This is a genomic window from Longimicrobium sp. (assembly GCA_036387335.1).
GTDB lineage: Bacteria > Gemmatimonadota > Gemmatimonadetes > Longimicrobiales > Longimicrobiaceae > Longimicrobium.
Window position 1 is genome coordinate 14,169 of sequence record DASVTZ010000249.1, and the last position, 16,014, is coordinate 30,182.

General features: G+C 71.4%; 12 protein-coding genes and 1 rRNA gene. 7 read left to right on the forward strand and 6 right to left on the reverse strand.

Annotated features, from left to right (window positions below; translation table 11 throughout):
- Nucleotides 1–90 precede the first annotated feature (90 nt).
- Both VF647_25420 and VF647_25425 read left to right on the forward strand, forming a co-directional pair.
- Nucleotides 91–483 carry a response regulator gene (locus VF647_25420; GenBank protein HEX8455445.1) on the forward strand — a complete coding sequence of 131 codons (393 nt, stop codon included), beginning with the start codon at nt 91–93 and terminating at the stop codon, nt 481–483.
- 80 nt (nt 484–563) lie between these two features.
- Entirely contained in the window at nt 564–2,321 is a 1,758-nt protein-coding gene (locus tag VF647_25425; protein HEX8455446.1) for an ATP-binding protein, read from the forward strand.
- Nucleotides 2,322–3,147: 826 nt separating this feature from the next.
- Here the strand turns inward: VF647_25425 and VF647_25430 are convergent.
- The 4 genes from VF647_25430 to VF647_25445 all read right to left on the reverse strand — a co-directional run bounded on the left by VF647_25430 (nt 3,148) and on the right by VF647_25445 (nt 9,183).
- The gene (locus VF647_25430) at nt 3,148–3,546 is read right to left on the reverse strand and encodes a hypothetical protein (GenBank protein ID HEX8455447.1); all 399 of its coding nucleotides are present in this window, start codon (nt 3,544–3,546) and stop codon (nt 3,148–3,150) included.
- Nucleotides 3,547–3,833: 287 nt separating this feature from the next.
- Nucleotides 3,834–6,188 carry a PAS domain S-box protein gene (locus VF647_25435; GenBank protein HEX8455448.1) on the reverse strand — a complete coding sequence of 785 codons (2,355 nt, stop codon included), beginning with the start codon at nt 6,186–6,188 and terminating at the stop codon, nt 3,834–3,836.
- 116 nt (nt 6,189–6,304) lie between these two features.
- On the reverse strand, nt 6,305–7,855 hold the full coding sequence (locus tag VF647_25440; protein ID HEX8455449.1) for an ATP-binding protein: 1,551 nt from the start codon (nt 7,853–7,855) through the stop codon (nt 6,305–6,307).
- A 293-nt stretch (nt 7,856–8,148) separates the two neighbouring features.
- Nucleotides 8,149–9,183 (reverse strand): HD domain-containing phosphohydrolase, encoded by a 1,035-nt coding sequence (locus VF647_25445; GenBank protein ID HEX8455450.1) that lies wholly within the window; start codon nt 9,181–9,183, stop codon nt 8,149–8,151.
- A 200-nt stretch (nt 9,184–9,383) separates the two neighbouring features.
- Here VF647_25445 and VF647_25450 point away from each other — a divergent pair, with 200 nt between their 5' ends.
- The 5 genes from VF647_25450 (at nt 9,384) to VF647_25470 (ending at nt 15,241) form a co-directional block, all read left to right on the forward strand.
- The gene (locus VF647_25450) at nt 9,384–10,643 is read left to right on the forward strand and encodes a glucose-1-phosphate adenylyltransferase (protein ID HEX8455451.1); all 1,260 of its coding nucleotides are present in this window, start codon (nt 9,384–9,386) and stop codon (nt 10,641–10,643) included.
- A 299-nt stretch (nt 10,644–10,942) separates the two neighbouring features.
- Nucleotides 10,943–12,157 (forward strand): glycogen synthase, encoded by a 1,215-nt coding sequence (gene glgA / locus VF647_25455; GenBank protein HEX8455452.1) that lies wholly within the window; start codon nt 10,943–10,945, stop codon nt 12,155–12,157.
- A gap of 174 nt (nt 12,158–12,331) precedes the next feature.
- A complete protein-coding gene (locus VF647_25460) occupies nt 12,332–13,417 on the forward strand; it encodes an NADH:flavin oxidoreductase/NADH oxidase (GenBank protein ID HEX8455453.1) in 1,086 nt (361 codons plus the stop codon).
- Between the two features lie 19 nt (nt 13,418–13,436).
- Nucleotides 13,437–14,456 carry an aldo/keto reductase gene (locus VF647_25465; protein ID HEX8455454.1) on the forward strand — a complete coding sequence of 340 codons (1,020 nt, stop codon included), beginning with the start codon at nt 13,437–13,439 and terminating at the stop codon, nt 14,454–14,456.
- A gap of 11 nt (nt 14,457–14,467) precedes the next feature.
- On the forward strand, nt 14,468–15,241 hold the full coding sequence (locus VF647_25470) for an SDR family NAD(P)-dependent oxidoreductase (GenBank protein HEX8455455.1): 774 nt from the start codon (nt 14,468–14,470) through the stop codon (nt 15,239–15,241).
- Nucleotides 15,242–15,260: 19 nt separating this feature from the next.
- On the opposite strand, the gene VF647_25475 is transcribed toward VF647_25470, so the two are convergent.
- Entirely contained in the window at nt 15,261–15,713 is a 453-nt protein-coding gene (locus VF647_25475; protein ID HEX8455456.1) for a GNAT family N-acetyltransferase, read from the reverse strand.
- A 185-nt stretch (nt 15,714–15,898) separates the two neighbouring features.
- Nucleotides 15,899–16,014: ribosomal RNA gene (gene rrf, locus VF647_25480) — 5S ribosomal RNA — on the reverse strand; the annotation flags it as partial.

Genomic DNA, 16,014 nt, shown 5'->3' on the forward strand with positions numbered 1-16,014 from the left:
ATTCTGCACCTTTCATCGTGCGCGATGGGTCGCGCCCCCTTATCATAGGGGCGCTCACCGGCTCCGCGCGTCCCCTTTCCCGTTTCTTTGATGCCTGACAACGAACCCGCACCCGTCGTGCTCGTGGTGGACGACGACGCCTCCGCGCGCCGCACCGCCAGCGAGATCCTGCGCAGGAACGGCTACACGGTGCTGCAGGCGACCGCGGGCACGGAGGCGCTCTCCGTGTCGTGGAAGCACGACGGCGGCATCGACCTCCTCCTGACCGACATCGTGCTTCCCGGGATGAACGGCGTGCAGCTCGCCTCGCGCATCGCGGACCAGCGGCCGGGGATCTCCGTGGTGTTCATGTCCGGCCGCCCCGAAGTGGACGCGGTGCGCTACGGCGTGCTGGCGCCCAGCTATCCCTTCCTCGCCAAGCCCTTCGGCGCCGCCGAGCTGCTGGAGATCGTGCGCGCCGTACTTGCCGTGAGGGCGCCGTGAGCGAAGGGATGCTGCGAATCTTGATAGTGGACAGAGGGGACGGCGCGACACCGTCGCCCCCGAACTCGCGGGCGGTGCGCGTGGCCACGCACGACGAAGCGGTCGCGGCGGCGCTGGCGGGCACGTGCGACGCGGTGGTGCTGCGCGACGGCGGCGATGCGCTCGGCTGCGTCGCGCGGCTGTCGGGGCACGCCGTACCCGTCATCGTCCTGCTGGAGGAGGAAGGCGACCCCGCCGAGTTCGCGCGTGCCGGGGCCGCCGCGTCGCTCCCGCACGCGGCGGCCACCCCCGAGCTGCTGGAGTGCGTGCTGCGGCACGCCATGGCCGCGCGCCAGGTGATCGCGCGCGAGGAAGGGTGCCGCCACCTCCTGGAGCTCCTGCGCGAGGCGGTGCTGGTGCAGAGCGGCGAGGTGGTGGCGTACGCCAACGCCGCGGCCGCCGCCATGCTGGGGCTGCCCGGCCCGGACGGCCTGCTGGGCCGCGCCGTGGCGGATCTCTTCCACCCCGAGCTCCGCGAGCGCGCCGCGGAGTACATCCGCGCCGCGGCCGCGGGAGAGCGCGCCCTTCCCGCCCACGAGCGCCTCCTGGGCGCGGACGGTGCCGCCATCGACGTGGAGATCACCGCCGGCGCCGTGGAGTACGCCGGCGAGCCGTCGGTGCTCATCGTGGCGCGCGACATACGCGAGCGTCTGCGGCTGGAGGAGCAGCTCCGGCTGGCGCAGCGCATGGAGGCGGTGGGGCGGCTGGCGGGGGGCGTGGCGCACGACTTCAACAACCTCCTCACCACCATCAAGGGCAACGCCGACCTCCTGTCGATGGACATCCCGCCCGACTCGCCCAGCGTGGAGGACGTCGCCGAGATCCAGTCCGCCACCGTGCGCGCCGCCGCCCTCACGCGCCAGCTCCTGGCCTTCGGACGCGGGCAGATCCTCGTGCCCCGCGTGCTGGATCTGAATGCGGCGCTCTCCGCCTCGCTCCCCATGCTGCGCCGCCTGATGCCGGAGAAGGTGGAGGTCGCCACCGTGCTGGACCCTGGCATCTCGCCGGTGCACGCGGACCCGCAGCAGCTCGACCAGGTGCTGGTGAACCTGGCCCTCAACGCCCGCGACGCCATGCCGCACGGCGGCACGCTGCGCCTGGTGACCACCAACGCCGTCGTCGCCGAATCCGACCCGCGCCCCGCGTACATGGCCGCGGGTGAGTACGTGCGCCTCAGCGTGAGCGACGACGGCCACGGGATGGACGACGCGACGCGCCAGCAGGTGTTCGAGCCGTTCTTCACCACGCGCGGCCCCGGCAAGGGCGCCGGGCTGGGGCTGGCGACGGTGTACGGCATCGTGAAGCAGAGCGGCGGCTACATCACCGTCGAGAGCGAGCTGGGGCGCGGCACCACCTTTCACATCCTCCTCCCGCGCGTCACCGACACCGGCCCCGCCACCGACGCCTCACCCGAGCTCGCCCCCGCCACCGCGCGCGGCACGGTGCTCCTGGTGGAGGACGAGGACCCGGTGCGCCGCGTGACCGCGCGGGCGCTGTTCCGCCGCGGCTTCGGCGTGCTGGAGGCGCGCGACGGCCGCGAGGCCCTCGCGCTGTGGGAGGAGCACGGCGCCAGCGTGGACATGGTGCTCACCGACCTTGTGATGCCGCACATGGGCGGCGAGGAGCTGGCGCGGCACCTGAACACGGTCTGCCCCGCCCTCCCCATCCTCTTCATGACGGGCTACACGCGCGGCGCCGCCCTCAACCGCGAGGCCCTCGGCCCCGGCGCCGAAGTCGTCCACAAGCCCTTCGACGCCGACGAGCTCGCCGAGCGCATCGCGCGGATGCTGGAGCGGTAGGGGGAGGGCCCCCTCCCCCCCGCCCCCTCCCCCGCCTGCGGGGGCGCAGGGCGGGTGAGGGGGAGAACACCCTGCGCGCTGCACAGATGCCCCGTAGGGGCGCGATTCATCGCGCCCGTGCCCGACGCTGCACCGGAACACGCTTCGGCGCCACGATCTCCTCGCGGCGCCGCGTTCCTTTGCACATCTCGGCAACAGCCGCGACCGGCACGGTAATCGTAGGGGCCGCCCCACGTGGCTGCCCGTGCCCTGCCCATGCTCCGAATCCCGCCCGCGCGGACCCGCCACGCCGCGTCCGTCCAGCCGGCTTCAGCCGCCTTCGCGTAGTTCCAGCCGGGGGATTTATCCCAGGATTTATCTTTATCCCCCGGTTGCGGGCCCGCTCCCCCCGGCCCCCTCCCCCGCCTGCGGGGGCGCAGGGCGGGTGAGGGGGAGAACACCCTGCGCGCTGCACAGATGCCCCGTAGGGGCGCGATTCATCGCGCCCGTGCCCGACGCTGCACCGGAACACGCTTCGGCGCCACGATCTTCTCGCGGCGCCGCATTCCTTTGCGCATCTCGGCAACAGCCGCAACCGGCACGGTAACCGTAGGGGCAGCCCCGCGTGGCTGCCCGTGCCCTGCCCATGCTCCGAAGCCCGCCTGCGCGGACCCGCCACGCCGCGTCCCTCCAGCCGGCTTCAGCCGCCCTCGCGTAGTTCCAGCCGGGGGATTTCTCCCCCGGTTGCCGGCGCCCGCGCCCCGGTTGCGGGCGCCCGCGCCCCCCGGCGCCATCACCGGTGTCCGCCGCCGGCGCCCCCCGGCACCGATGTCGGCGCCCCCGGCCGTCAGGTGTTGGGCACGATCAGCACGCGCGCCCATTGCGGCGCACCATCCGGATTCGCGGTGCAGCGGAGGCGGGTGCCCCAGCCGGCGTCCGTGCGCGCGGCGGCGGCGGTGAGGAGCTCGCAGGTGGGGTCACCGGCGCGCTGCTGAAGGGAGACGACGGGGCGGGCGCGGTGGGTCAGGACCAGGGGAACCGAGACGCTCGCGCCGCCACCGCGCGTGCGCTCCACGCGCACCTGCTCCATGCCGGCCCCGCCGCCCAGCGCCGATGCAAGCTTCAGCTCTTCCGCGGCCACCACCTGCGCGCTCACACCGATCCCACCGCCCACGCTCTGCGCACGCGCGGCGAGCGGAGAGGCGAGGAGGAGGATCGAGGCGGCCAGCAACGGGAGTGTGCGCATTTTCGACTCGCGGAATAGGGTGGCTCCGGCGAGTCGTGGTAAAGCGAAGAGCGGGCCGCGTGTTCCTGCGCGTTAAACCCTTGCGGTACCTCTAGTTAGGCGTGTACGCCACAGTCTCTTCCTGTCCAGAAACCGGACGGTGTGGCGGGTTCCGCTCACGGAACGCCGCGAGAAGCCGAAGAACCGCCGCTCGTCGCATTTCCGGTCAGTGTACGGCACAACAAGGGAGGCGCGAGGGATGATCTCCTCGCGCCTCCCTTGCCTTCCATTGAGCGGACGTTCGGTGCTTAGCGTGGCCCGGAGCGCCCCACCGCTTCGACCGTGTCCGCGACGGTGCCCATGTCGAAGGGCTTGAGGATGACCGGCACTTCGGAGGCGGAGAGCGCGTCGGCGGTCTGGTCGCCGAGAGCGTCGCCGCTCATGAAGACGAGGCGCCGGTCCATCCCGTCGCCGCGCTCGCGCAGGCGGGCGTGCAGGCGGTCGCCGCTCAGGCCGGGCATGCGCACGTCGGAGAGGATCACGTCGAACCCGCCCTCCGACTCCAGCATGCGCAGCGCCTCGCCGCCCTCGGAGGCGACACTCACGCGATGGCCGCGGCGCGCCAGGTAGCGCGACAGGGTGCGCCGGATGCTGTCCTCGTCGTCCACCACCAGCACGCGCAGCGCCTCCGTAGCGGTCGTGAGCGCCTCGCGGACGGGGGGCGGCTCAGGCCTACCCTCCTCGGCGGCGGGGAAGTCGATGCGAAAGGTGGTCCCCTCCTCCGGCACGCTCTCCACGTGGATGCGCCCCCCGTGGTCGGCCACCATCCCGTGCACCAGCGCCAACCCCAGGCCGGTGCCCTCGCCGGGCGCCTTGGTGGTGTAGAAGGGGTCGAAGATCCGCTCCAGCGCCTCCGGCGGAATGCCGGACCCGTTGTCCACCACGTACACAGACACGCCCCGCTCGCACGACTGCGTGCGGACGGTGATGCGCGGGTCGGGGCGGCCGGCGAGCGCCTGCTCGGCGTTGACCACCAGGTTGAGGAGCACCTGCTCCATCTGCCCGCGGTCGGCCATGATGGCGGGGAGCGTGGCGTCCAGCTCGGTGCCCACCGCGACGTTGTGGGTGCCCAGCGAGTAGCCGCGCACCTGCAGGATGTGGCCGATCACGTTGTTGAGATCCACCCGTTCGCGCGGCGTGTCCTCCTCCTGCGTGTCGCGCGCCAGGCGGCGAAGGTTGGCCACGATCTGGGCGGCGCGGTCCGCCTCGCGCTTCATCACCTCCAGCGCCTCGCGGTCCTCCACGGTGCGCGAGTCCATCAGCATCAGCGCGGTGAAGCCCTTGATGGCGGTGAGCGGGTTGTTGAGCTCGTGCGCCACGCCCCCCACCAGCGTCCCCAGCCCGGCCAGCCGCTCGGCGCGGCGCAGGTGCCGCTCTCGCTCCAGCCGCTCGGTGGCATCCTGCACGATGGTGAAGAGGCAGCGGCCGCCCCCCTCCGCCCTGTCCACCGCGGAGACGAACAGGTCGAGCGGAACGCGCCGCCCGTCGTCCATCCGCGTCCGCCACACCAGCCCGCTCCATTCCCCCGCCTCGCCGATGCCGCGGGCGATCTCCTCCTCCTGCGCCCCCTCCGCGTCCGGGACGAGCGCATCCATGTACGCCTGCGCGTCCGCCGCCCCGGCGATCCCCAGGATCTCGGTGTAGGCGCGGTTGACGAAGATCACCCGCCCGCGCTCGTCGGTGATGCTCACCCCCTGCGACAGGTTGCCCAGCGCCAGGTGGAGGAGCTTCATCTCGGCGAGCAGCACCTGCTCGTCGGTGATGTCGCGCCCGATGCCGTGGATGCCGGTTACGCGCCCCTCTTCGCGGATGACCGTGGCGTTCACGGAGACGCGGCGAAGCTCCCCAGACGGCCGCGTCAGGTCCATCTCCATCAGCGCGTTGTCGGTGGCGCCGGTCAGGAGGTCGATGAAGATGCGCTCGATGGCGGGGAGGTCCTTGGGGGCGATGATGGCGCCGAAGTAGCTGCCGAGGACGGTGTGGCTCTCGCGGCCCAGCAGCGCCTCGCCGGCCCGGTTCAGCTCCACGAAGCGCCCCTCCACGTCCAGCGCGTAGATGGCGTACGGCGAGGTGCTCACCAGACGGCGGTAGTGCGCCTCGCTGCGCGCCTGCTCGGCCAGGTGCACGCGCTGCGCGATCTCCGTGGTCGCCGCGTCGGCCAGGTCGGCCAGCACCTGCTGCTCGTCGTGGCTCCAGCGCCGCGGGCGATAGTCGAGGACGCAGAGGGTGCCCAGGACGTGGCCGTCCGGCGTGCGGATCGGGTAGCCGGCGTAGGCGCGGTACCCCTGCTCGCGCACCGCCAGCGTGTCGCGCACGCGCGGGTCGGCCGCGGCGTCCTCCAGCAGCAGCGGCCCCCCGGCATCGATGGCGTGGCGGCAGAACGACTCCGACACCGGCGTGTAGCTCCCGGCCGCGCCCTCCAGCCCTATGCAGCTCTTGACGTACTGCCTGTCGGCGTCCAAAAGCGTCACCAGCGCGACCGGCGCGTTCAGCAGGCGCGCGGCCAGGCGGGTGAAACGGTCAAAGGACGCCTCGGCCGGCGAGTCCATCAGGCCGAGGAGCTCCAGCGCGGAGAGGCGTTGCGGATCGTCGATCGCGCCCAAAACGGAACCGGTCGGGGGAAGGGTACGGCGCACCCGTCGTGCATGCTTCCCATACAACGAGCTACGGCGCGTGTTCCGGGCCTCGGCGTGCAAGTACCGTCCTGTTTGCGCCATCCTCACTCCCGCGCCGCGTCCTCCACCACTGCGCGGGGGAGGAGAACGGTAAAAGTACTACCCTTTCCGGGCAAGCTCTCCGCCCAGATGCGGCCTCCATGCAGTCCTACGATGTTGCGGCAGATGGGGAGCCCGAGCCCGGTTCCGCCCTTTTCGCGGCTGTCCGACGAGTCCACCTGCTGGAAGCGCTCGAAGATCGACTCCAGCTTCGCCGCGGGGATGCCGCGCCCCTGGTCGCGCACCTGCACGCGCAGGTCGGCGCCCTCGACTTCCGCGCGCACCCACACGGCGCCGCCGCGCGGGGAGTACTTGGCCGCGTTGGACACCAGGTTGGTGAGCACCTGCGCGATGCGGTCGGGATCGACGTTCACCGCAACGTCGGGGAGGTCCGCCACCAGCAGGAGGTCGGCCTGTTCCAGCAGGGGGCGCACGGTGTCGATGGCGTCGTCGGCGATCTGGCGGATGGAGAAGGGGCGCCGCTCGATCTCCAGCTTGCCGCTGGCCATCTTCTCCAGGTCGAGCATGTTGTCGATCAGCCGACCCAGCCGCTCGGAATTCGCCAGCGCCAGTGCAACCATTCGCGAGGCGCGCTCGGGGTAGTTGGCGAGCACGCCGCCGTGCAGCAGCCCCAGCGACCCGCGGATGGCGGTGAGCGGGGTGCGCAGCTCGTGGCTCACCAGCGAGATCAGCTCGTCCTTGAGCCGCTCGTGCGCGCGGCGCTGCGTCACGTCGCGCGCGATCCCGCTGAGCCCCATCACCCTCCCGCCCACCACCTCCAGCTGCACCCGCTGCTCCAGCCAGAGCTCGGCGCCGTCCACCACCAGCGGCACCTCGCGCACGGTGGTCGGAACGCGGTCGCGGAGCTGGAGGCAGTAGAACTCGCGCACCTCCTGGCGCACGTCCTCGCGCACCATCTCGGTGGCGCCGCGCCCCACGATGCCGTCGCCCAGCAGCGCGCGGGCGGAGGGGTTGGCGTAGGTCACCACGCCCCGCGTGTCGGTGCGGCAGATGGCGTCGGTGGCGTCCTCCACCAGGGTGCGGTAGCGCGCCTCGGCGGCGGCCAGCGACTGCGTATGGAGGGTGCGCACCTCCAGCAGGTTGCGGATGCGCAGCAGCGCCTCCCCAGGCTCGAACGGCTTGGAGAGGAAGTCGCGCGCGCCGCACGCCAGCGCCTGCTGCACCACCGCCGCGCGCTCCTCGCCGGTCACCACCAGGATGGGGACGGCGCCGCCCGCCAGCGCGCGCACGTCCTGCACGACGTCGAAGCCGTGGCGGTCCGGCATGCGCAGGTCCACGATGACCAGATCCGGGTCCACCTCCGCGCAGAGCGGCGCCACCTCGCCGCCGCGCGTGGCGAACCAGACGCGCCGGTAGCCGGCGCGCGCCAGGAGGCGCTTCATCACCTCGATGACGCCCGGGTCGTCGTCCGCCACCACGATGCGGCAGTCGCGGAGCTGCTCGGGCGCCTGGAGCGGGTCGTGGGTCACTGCTGCGGGGCGATGGGATCGGCGTGCCAGGATGCTGCGCGGCTGCGGGTCCAGTAGGGAGGGCATCGGCGTCCGGTCGGATTGGCGGGGGCGGCGGACGGATGTCCGCGCACCCCGCAAAGGCAGGGACCGTGCCGATCTTGCCCGGTGGCGCAGGTGGTTGCCCGCCATGGAGTTAGGCGGGCGCGGCTGGTCGTGCTTGAGGGCGCGGCGGTGTCCGGCTTCTGTACGCCGTCGCGAATCCACGCAGACGCCAACAGATGGCCTCACACAGAGCCACGGAGGCAACCGAGAGAACGGCGAAAGGGGGTCTCTGTGCCCTTGCCGTTCACTCCGCATCTCTGTGTGATGGTTTTTCCCTAGCGGACGTGGGCGCGGAAGTGCGCGTGGAGCACGGGGAGGGCGGCTTCGAATGCGGCCACGACGGCGGGGTCGAACTGCGTGCCCGAGCAGCGCCGGATCTCGGCCACCGCGGCGTCCCAGGGGAGGGCGTCGCGGTAGGCGCGGGCGGAGGTCATGGCGTCCAGCGTGTCGGCCACGGCAAGGACGCGCGCCGCCAGCGGGATGCGGTCGCCCGCAAGCCCGTCGGGATAGCCGTGCCCGTCCCACCGCTCGTGGTGCCAGCGCACCACGCCCAGCACCAGCGGGTCGTCGATCAGCGGCTCCAGGATGCGCGCGCCGGCCGCCGGGTGTCCCTCCATCAGCTCCAGCTCGGCCAGGGTGAGCGTCCCCGGCTTGTTGAGCACCGAGTCCGGGATGCCGATCTTCCCCACGTCGTGCAGGTCGCCCGCCAGCGGGTAGCGCAGCAGGTCTATCCCGCCCGTCACCTCGGCCATGGACATGGCGTAGGCGGTGACGCGCTTGGCGTGGCCGGCCGTGTAGGCGTCCTTGACCTCTACGGCGGTGACCAGCGCACGCGCCGCGCGCAGGATCCAGAGCCGGCTCTCCGCGTCGCGGTGGCGGAGGCGTGCCTCCAGCAGGTCGCGCTCGCGGGCGGCGGCGCGCTCGGCCCGCTGGCGCGCCACGGACTGCTCCACCTGAAACCGCAGCTCCTCCAGCTCGAACGGCTTCAGCAGCACGGCGTCCACCCCGCGCTCCACCGCGCCGACCAGCGCGGGGACGTCGGCGTCGCCGCTCATCAGCACACTGCGCACCCCGGGCAGGCGCGCGCGCACCTCCTGCAGCAGCTCCAGCCCGCTGGACACGGGAAGGCGCAGGTCGGTCACCACGATGTCGAAGCGCTCGTTCTCCAGCAGCTCCAGCGCCTCGTCCGCGCCGGCGGCGCTGCGCACGTGGTAGCCGCGCTCCTGCAGAAAGACGCGGATCAGCCGGCGCACGGAAAGGTCGTCGTCAACGATCAGGATGCGCGGCGGTTCGGATGCGGGGTCGCTCACGGGAGGGGCGGGAGGGAGGAGGAGGGGCGGGAACCGCGAGGGGGGCCGGGCGGGGATGTCGCTACCGAGGGGACATTCTGCCATCGCGCGGCCTCTTTGTCCAGTCCCCGGGCGGCCTGAGTGGGGATGGGCCAACTTCTTGCCGTTGCCAGGGGTGCCGGATCACACCCCACACTGCCCGTTCGTATTCCATGAGCCAGATGCTCGCAGTCATTCTCGGCGGTGGCGCCGGGACGCGCCTCTTCCCGCTGACCAAGGACCGCGCCAAACCCGCCGTGCCGCTCGCGGGCAAGTACCGCCTCATCGACGTCCCCATCTCCAACTGCATCAGCAGCGGGCTCTACCGCATGTTCGTGCTGACGCAGTACAACTCGGCCAGCCTCAACAGCCACATCACGCACTCCTACGTCTTCGACCGCTTCCACGGCGGCTTCGTCACGATCCTGGCGGCCGAGCAGACCGCCTCGTCGGAGCTGTGGTACCAGGGAACGGCGGACGCGGTGCGCCAGTCGATGCCGCACATCCGCAGCGTGCCGCACGACCGCATCATCATCCTCTCGGGCGACCAGCTCTACGCGATGGACTACCGCAAGATGCTGGCGCACCACGACGCGACGGGCGCCGACATCACGGTGGCCGCCACGCCGGTGACGGCCGAGGACGCGCCGGGCTTCGGCATCATGCACACCGACGAGGCGCACCGCATCACGGCCTTCTACGAGAAGCCGCGGCGCGACGAGCTTGCGGGCAAGGAGAGCCCCGCCACGCCGGAGATGGAGGCCGCGGGGCGGATCTACCTGGCGTCGATGGGCATCTACATCTTCAACGCCGGCACCCTGCGCGACGTGCTGGACCGCAAGCCGGACGACCACGACTTCGGCAAGCAGATCATCCCCAGCGCCATCGACGAGCTCAAGGTGGTGGCGTACCCGTTCTCGGGGTACTGGAACGACATCGGGACGGTGCGGTCGTACTTCGAGACGAGCATCATGCTGGCCCAGCCGCACCCCGCGTTCAACCTGTACGACCCGGCGATGCCGCTGTACACCAACGCCCGCATGCTGCCGCCGGCCAAGATGACGCGCACGCGGCTGGAGCACGCCATCGTGGCCGAGGGGAGCATCATCGAGGACAGCGAGATCACGGACTCGGTGGTGGGGATCCGCTCGTACATCTGCGGCGGCACGCGCATCCACCGCGCGGTGCTCCTGGGCTCGGACTACTACGGGTGGCAGGAAGGGGAGACGCGCAACTACGCCCAGGGCCCCCTGCGCCCCGGCGTCGGCGAGGGCACGCGCATCGAGAACGCCATCGTGGACCGCAACGTGGCCATCGGCAAGCGCTGCATCATCACCAACCGCGAGGGCGTGCGCGAGGGCGAGGGCCCCAACTGGTACATCCGCGACGGGATCGTGGTGATTCCCAAGAACGCGGAGATTCCGGATGGGACCGTCATCTGAAAAGAAGTGCGTGAGTGCGTTAGTGCGTGAGTGCGTTGGATGGCGGAGCGCTCCCCCCCTTTTGTCATCCTGAGGGAGCCCAACCGATCGGCGCCGCGCACCGTACCCTGCGGCGACCGAAGGATCTAGCCGGCGCAACGCGAGGACCGCGATTGACCACAGGCCTCTCGCCACGCGCAGTAGATCCTTCGCTCCGCGCCACGGATCGGAGTACGGGCGAGGCCGGTGCGGCGCGTCGCTCAGGATGACATAGGGTTTTGAACGCACTAACGCACTCACGCACTCACGCACTCTCTGTCATGCGCATCACCCTCCTCACCAACGAATACCCCCCCCACGTCTACGGCGGGGCGGGCGTGCACGTGGAGTACCTTTCGAGGGAGCTGGCGCGGCTGGAGGAGGGCGCGCACACGGTGGACGTGCTGGCGTTCGGGGAGCAGCGGGAGAGCCACGGAAGCTTGCACGTGCGCGGCATCCCCGTGCCGGTGAAGCTGCCCGCGCAGGACCCGCGTCACGAGCGGCTGCTGGACGCGCTGGCCCGCAACCTTGCGATGGTGGGCGCGGTGCAGGCGCCGGACATCGTCCACTGCCACACCTGGTACACGCATCTCGCCGGCTCGCTCGCGCGTCCGCTGACCGGCGCGCGGCTGGTGCTGACCACGCACTCGCTGGAGCCGCACCGCCCCTGGAAGGTGGAGCAGCTCGGCACGGCGTACGACGTCACCACCTGGATCGAGCGCACCGCCTACCAGAACGCGGACGGAGTGGTCGCCGTCTCGCGGGCGATGAAGGCGGACGTGCAGGCGCTCTACGGCGTCGCGCCGGAGCGCATCCGCGTGATCCACAACGGGATCGACCCGGACGAGTACCGCTCGCGCCCCGACCCCGCCGTCCTCCGCCGCCTCGGCGTCGACCCCGATCTCCCCATCGTCCTCTTCGTCGGCCGCATCACGCGCCAGAAGGGGATCCTGCACCTGGTGCGCGCCATCCGCCACCTGGACGCAGGCGTGCAGGTGGTGCTCTGCGCCGGCGCCCCCGACACCCCCGAGATCGGCGAGGAGATGCGCGCGCTGGTCGACGAGGTGAAGGGCGAGGTCTCCGTCCCGGTCGTCTGGATCGCGGAGATGCTCACCAAGCCGGACGTGATCGCGCTCTACACGCACGCGGCCGTCTTCGTCTGCCCGTCTGTGTACGAGCCGTTCGGGATCATCAACCTGGAGGCGATGGCCTGCGAGACGCCGGTCGTCGCCTCCGCGGTCGGCGGCATCCCGGAGATCGTCGTCCCGGGCGAGACGGGCCTCCTGGTGCCGCTCGATGCGGAGGGCGGGGGCTCGGTGGAGCCGCGCGACCCGGACGCCTTCTCGCGCGCCCTCGCCGCCGCGGTCAACGAGCTGATGGCCGACCCCGCCCGCCGCGCCGCGATGGGGACGGCGGCCCGCGCGCGCGTCCTGGCGCACTTCAGCTGGCGCGCAATCGCGGCGCAGACGCTGGAGTTCTACCGCGAGCTGCTGTGAGGGCCCCACCCCCAGCGTCGCTCCGCGACGCATCCCCCTCCCCCGAAACCGCCCGGGGGAGGGGGAGCTTGCATAGATCTGCTCGCGTGGCCGTAACCTGCGAAGGCAGGTTTTCCGCGGTTGTTGCAGCGGTTTCAACCGCCGGACCTCATTTGAACCGATGGAGGACTCGAGTTGTCGGCTGATACGAATGCGCGGCTGTTTTCGCCGCTGAGATTGCGTGAGGTGGAGTTCAGGAACCGGATCGGGGTGTCGCCGATGTGCCAGTACTCCAGCGAGGACGGGTTCGCGAACGACTGGCACTTCGTGCACCTGGGCGCCTTCGCCACGGGCGGCGCGGGGCTGGTGATGACCGAGGCCAACGCCGTCGTCCCCGAGGGCCGCATCAGCCCGCGCGACCTGGGGATCTGGAAGGACGAGCACGTCCCTGCCCTGCGGCGCATCACCGAGTTCGTCCACGCACACGGCGCCATCGCGGGGACGCAGCTCGCGCACGCGGGACGCAAGAGCAGCACGCAGGTGCCGTGGGAGGGGAACGGCGCCGTGACGCCCGAGGACGGCGGCTGGGACGAGGTGATGGCGCCCAGCGCCGTCCCCTTCGCCGAGGGTTACCCGCAGCCGCGGGAGCTGGACGAGGACGGGATTCGACGCGTGGTGGACGGGTTCCGCGATGCGACCCGGCGCGCGCTGGAGGCGGGCTTCCGGGTGGTGGAGGTGCACGCGGCGCACGGGTACCTCCTCAACGAGTTCATGTCGCCCCTCAGCAACCAGCGCACGGACCGGTACGGCGGCTCGTTCGAGAACCGCGTGCGGCTGACGCGCGAGGTGGTCGCCGCGGTGCGCGAGGTGTGGCCGGAGATGCTCCCGCTCTTCGTCCGCATCTCGGCATCGGACTGGGCGGAGGGCGGGTGGGACGTGGACGACTCCGTGCACCTCGCGTCCCTCCTGCGCGAGGATGGCGCCGACCTGATCGACTGCTCCTCCGGCGGGCTGGTGCCGAACGCCAAGATCGAGATCGGGCCCGGCTACCAGGTGGGCTTCGCCGAGCGCGTGCGGCGCGATGGCGGCATCCCGACCGCGGCCGTGGGTCTGATCACCAACCCCGAGCAGGCGGACGACATCATCCGCACCGGCCAGGCGGACATGGTGCTCCTGGCGCGCGAGCTCCTGCGACAGCCGCGCTGGCCCCTGCTGGCCGCGCACCGCCTGGGCACCCGCGGCGAATGGCCGAAGCAATACGAGCGGGCACAGCCCCGCTAAACCTTTGAGGCATAGCGAAATGACGGAACTGGCGAAGCGGAAGCTGGGAAGCAACGGGCCCGAGATCACGCGCGTGGGGTTCGGCGCGTGGGCGGTGGGCGGCGGCGGGTGGGCCTTCGGATGGGGGCCGCAGGACGACGAGGATTCGCTGCGCGCCATGCGCCACGCCGTGGAGCGGGGCGTCAACTGGATCGACACGGCGGCGGTGTACGGCCTGGGGCACTCGGAGGAGGTCGTCGGCCGCCTCCTGCGCGACTTCGGCGACGGCGACCGGCCGCTCGTCTTCACCAAGTGCGGCCTGGTGTGGGACGACGACGACAAGATGGCGCCTCCCCAGCGCGACCTGCGCCCCGCCTCCATCCGCCGCGAGTGCGAGGCGTCGCTGCGGCGGCTGGGCGTGGAGACGATCGACCTCTACCAGTTCCACTGGCCGGACGAGACGGGCACGCCGGTGGAGGACTCGTGGGCCGAGATGCTCCGCCTGGTCGACGAGGGGAAGGTGCGCTGGGCCGGCGTCTCCAACTTCGACACGGAGCTCCTGGAGCGCTGCGACGCCCTCCGCCAGGTCGACTCGCTGCAGCCGCCCTTCTCACTGATCCGGCGCGACGCCGCGGGGGCGGAGATCCCGTGGAGCCTGGAGCACGAGACGGGGGTGATCGTCTACAGCCCCATGCAGTCCGGCCTCCTCACCGACCGCTGGTCGATGGAGCGCATCAACACCCTCGCCGACGACGATTGGCGGCGCGGCTCGGCCGACTTCCAGATGCCGAACGTGGAGCGCAACCTCGCCCTCCGCGACGCACTGGGGCCGATCGCGGAGCGCCACGGCACGAGCGTCGCCTCGATCGCGGTGGCGTGGACGATCGCGTGGCCGGGGGTGACGGCGGCCATCGTGGGCGGGCGCACGCCGGAGCAGGTGGACGGCTGGGTGGGCGCGGCCAACATCGACCTCACGCGCGAGGACCTGGAGGAGATCGCCGGCGCCATCAACCGCACCGGCGCTGGCACCGGCCCGCGCACGCCGAAGCAGAGCACGTAGGGAGGAAACCGATGGCGGAGAGCACAAAGGTGGTGGTGGTCACGGGCGCCAGCAGCGGGATTGGCGCGGCACTGGCGCGGGCGCTCGCGGGGGCGGGGCACACGCTCGTGCTCGCGGCACGGCGCGAGGTCGAGCTGGCCCGCCTGGCGGAAGAGCTCGCGGCCGAGTCGCTCGTGGTGCCGACGGACGTCACCGCCCGTGCCCAGGTGGAGCGGCTGCGCGACCGTGCACTGGAGAGGTTCGGGCGCGTGGACGTGTGGGTGAACAATGCCGGCCGGGCGATCACCCGGCCGGTGTTGGAGCTCACCGATGACGACATCGACGAGATGATCGCCGTGAACGTGAAGTCGGCGCTGTACGGGATGCAGGCGATCGTCCCGCACTTCGTGGAGCGCGGAACTGGCCACCTGGTGAACGTCTCCTCGTTCCTCGGACGCGTCCCGCTGGCCACGCCGCGCTCCGCCTACAGCGCGGCGAAATCGGCGCTCAACACGCTCACCGCCAACCTGCGGGTCGACCTGCGCGGCCACCCCGGCGTGCACGTGTCGCTGGTGATGCCGGGGATGGTGTCGACCGGATTCGCGTCGAGCGCCCTGGGCGGCACCATTGCACCGAGCCCTGGCGCCGCGCCCATGGGCGTGCAGACCGCCGAGGAGGTGGCCGCGGCGATCGCGCGGCTGATCGAGCATCCTGTCGCCGAGATCTACACGAACCCGGCCAGTGAGGCCATCGCCCGCCGCTACTACGAGGATGTCGGTGCCTTCGAAGCAGGCGGCCCGCCGTGACAGTCCTCTCTCGCTCCTCCTACAGCACCGCCGCCTGCTCGCTCCCCGCGACAGGTACCCGCTCGAGGCGAATCGCGTAGTCGCGGAAGCCGACGGAGCGCCAGAAGCCGCGGCCGGCCTCGTTGGACGCGAGCACGTCCAGCGTGACGCGCGAGGTGTGCGGGATGATCTCCTTCAGGAGCAGCTCCATCGCGCGGCGGCCGGCGCCGCGGCCGCGGTGCTCGTGCATCACGAAGAAGTGCCGGATGTACGACGTGTCCTCGTCCACGCTGATGAGCGCGTAGGCGACGGTGGAGCCGTCCTCCTGGAAGAGGAGCGCCTTGTAGTCCTCGTCCGCCAGCCAGCGGCGCATGCGGGCCTCCAGGCGCTCCAGCGACATCCCCCCGCCGTCCCACTCGTCCTCGATGAGCTGCCGGTTGATCTCGGCCAGGAAGGGCGCGTCCGACTGGACTGCATACCTGTATTCCATCATTTCTCTTGGGTAGAATGCACAACTGAAACTGCAGGGCCTCACGCAAAGACGCAAAGACGCAAAGGGAGCACGCGAAGTTCTTTCTTTGCGTCTTCGCGGCTTTGCGTGAGACTGCTGTTGGGATGCACGTGTACAAACAGAAGCCCCCCGACGCTCGCGTGGAGCATCGGGGGGCTTGATGTGCAGGCCGGCGGCGCCGTACTCTCCCACCGGGTGGCCCCGGCAGTACCATCCGCGCGAGTGGGGCTTAACTTCCGAGTTCGGGATGGGATCGGGTGATCCCCCACGCCATGGCCACCGG

Excerpts from the sequence above, each read along its gene's own strand:
- VF647_25430 (HEX8455447.1), bottom strand. The coding sequence starts at position 3,546 with ATGCGCACACTCCCGTTGCTGGCCGCCTCGATCCTCCTCCTCGCCTCT.
- glgA (HEX8455452.1), top strand. The coding sequence starts at position 10,943 with ATGCGCATCACCCTCCTCACCAACGAATACCCCCCCCACGTCTACGGC.
- VF647_25465 (HEX8455454.1), top strand. The coding sequence starts at position 13,437 with ATGACGGAACTGGCGAAGCGGAAGCTGGGAAGCAACGGGCCCGAGATC.
- VF647_25475 (HEX8455456.1), bottom strand. The coding sequence starts at position 15,713 with ATGATGGAATACAGGTATGCAGTCCAGTCGGACGCGCCCTTCCTGGCC.
- VF647_25450 (HEX8455451.1), top strand. The coding sequence starts at position 9,384 with ATGCTCGCAGTCATTCTCGGCGGTGGCGCCGGGACGCGCCTCTTCCCG.
- VF647_25470 (HEX8455455.1), top strand. The coding sequence starts at position 14,468 with ATGGCGGAGAGCACAAAGGTGGTGGTGGTCACGGGCGCCAGCAGCGGG.
- VF647_25420 (HEX8455445.1), top strand. The coding sequence starts at position 91 with ATGCCTGACAACGAACCCGCACCCGTCGTGCTCGTGGTGGACGACGAC.
- VF647_25440 (HEX8455449.1), bottom strand. The coding sequence starts at position 7,855 with ATGCCCTCCCTACTGGACCCGCAGCCGCGCAGCATCCTGGCACGCCGA.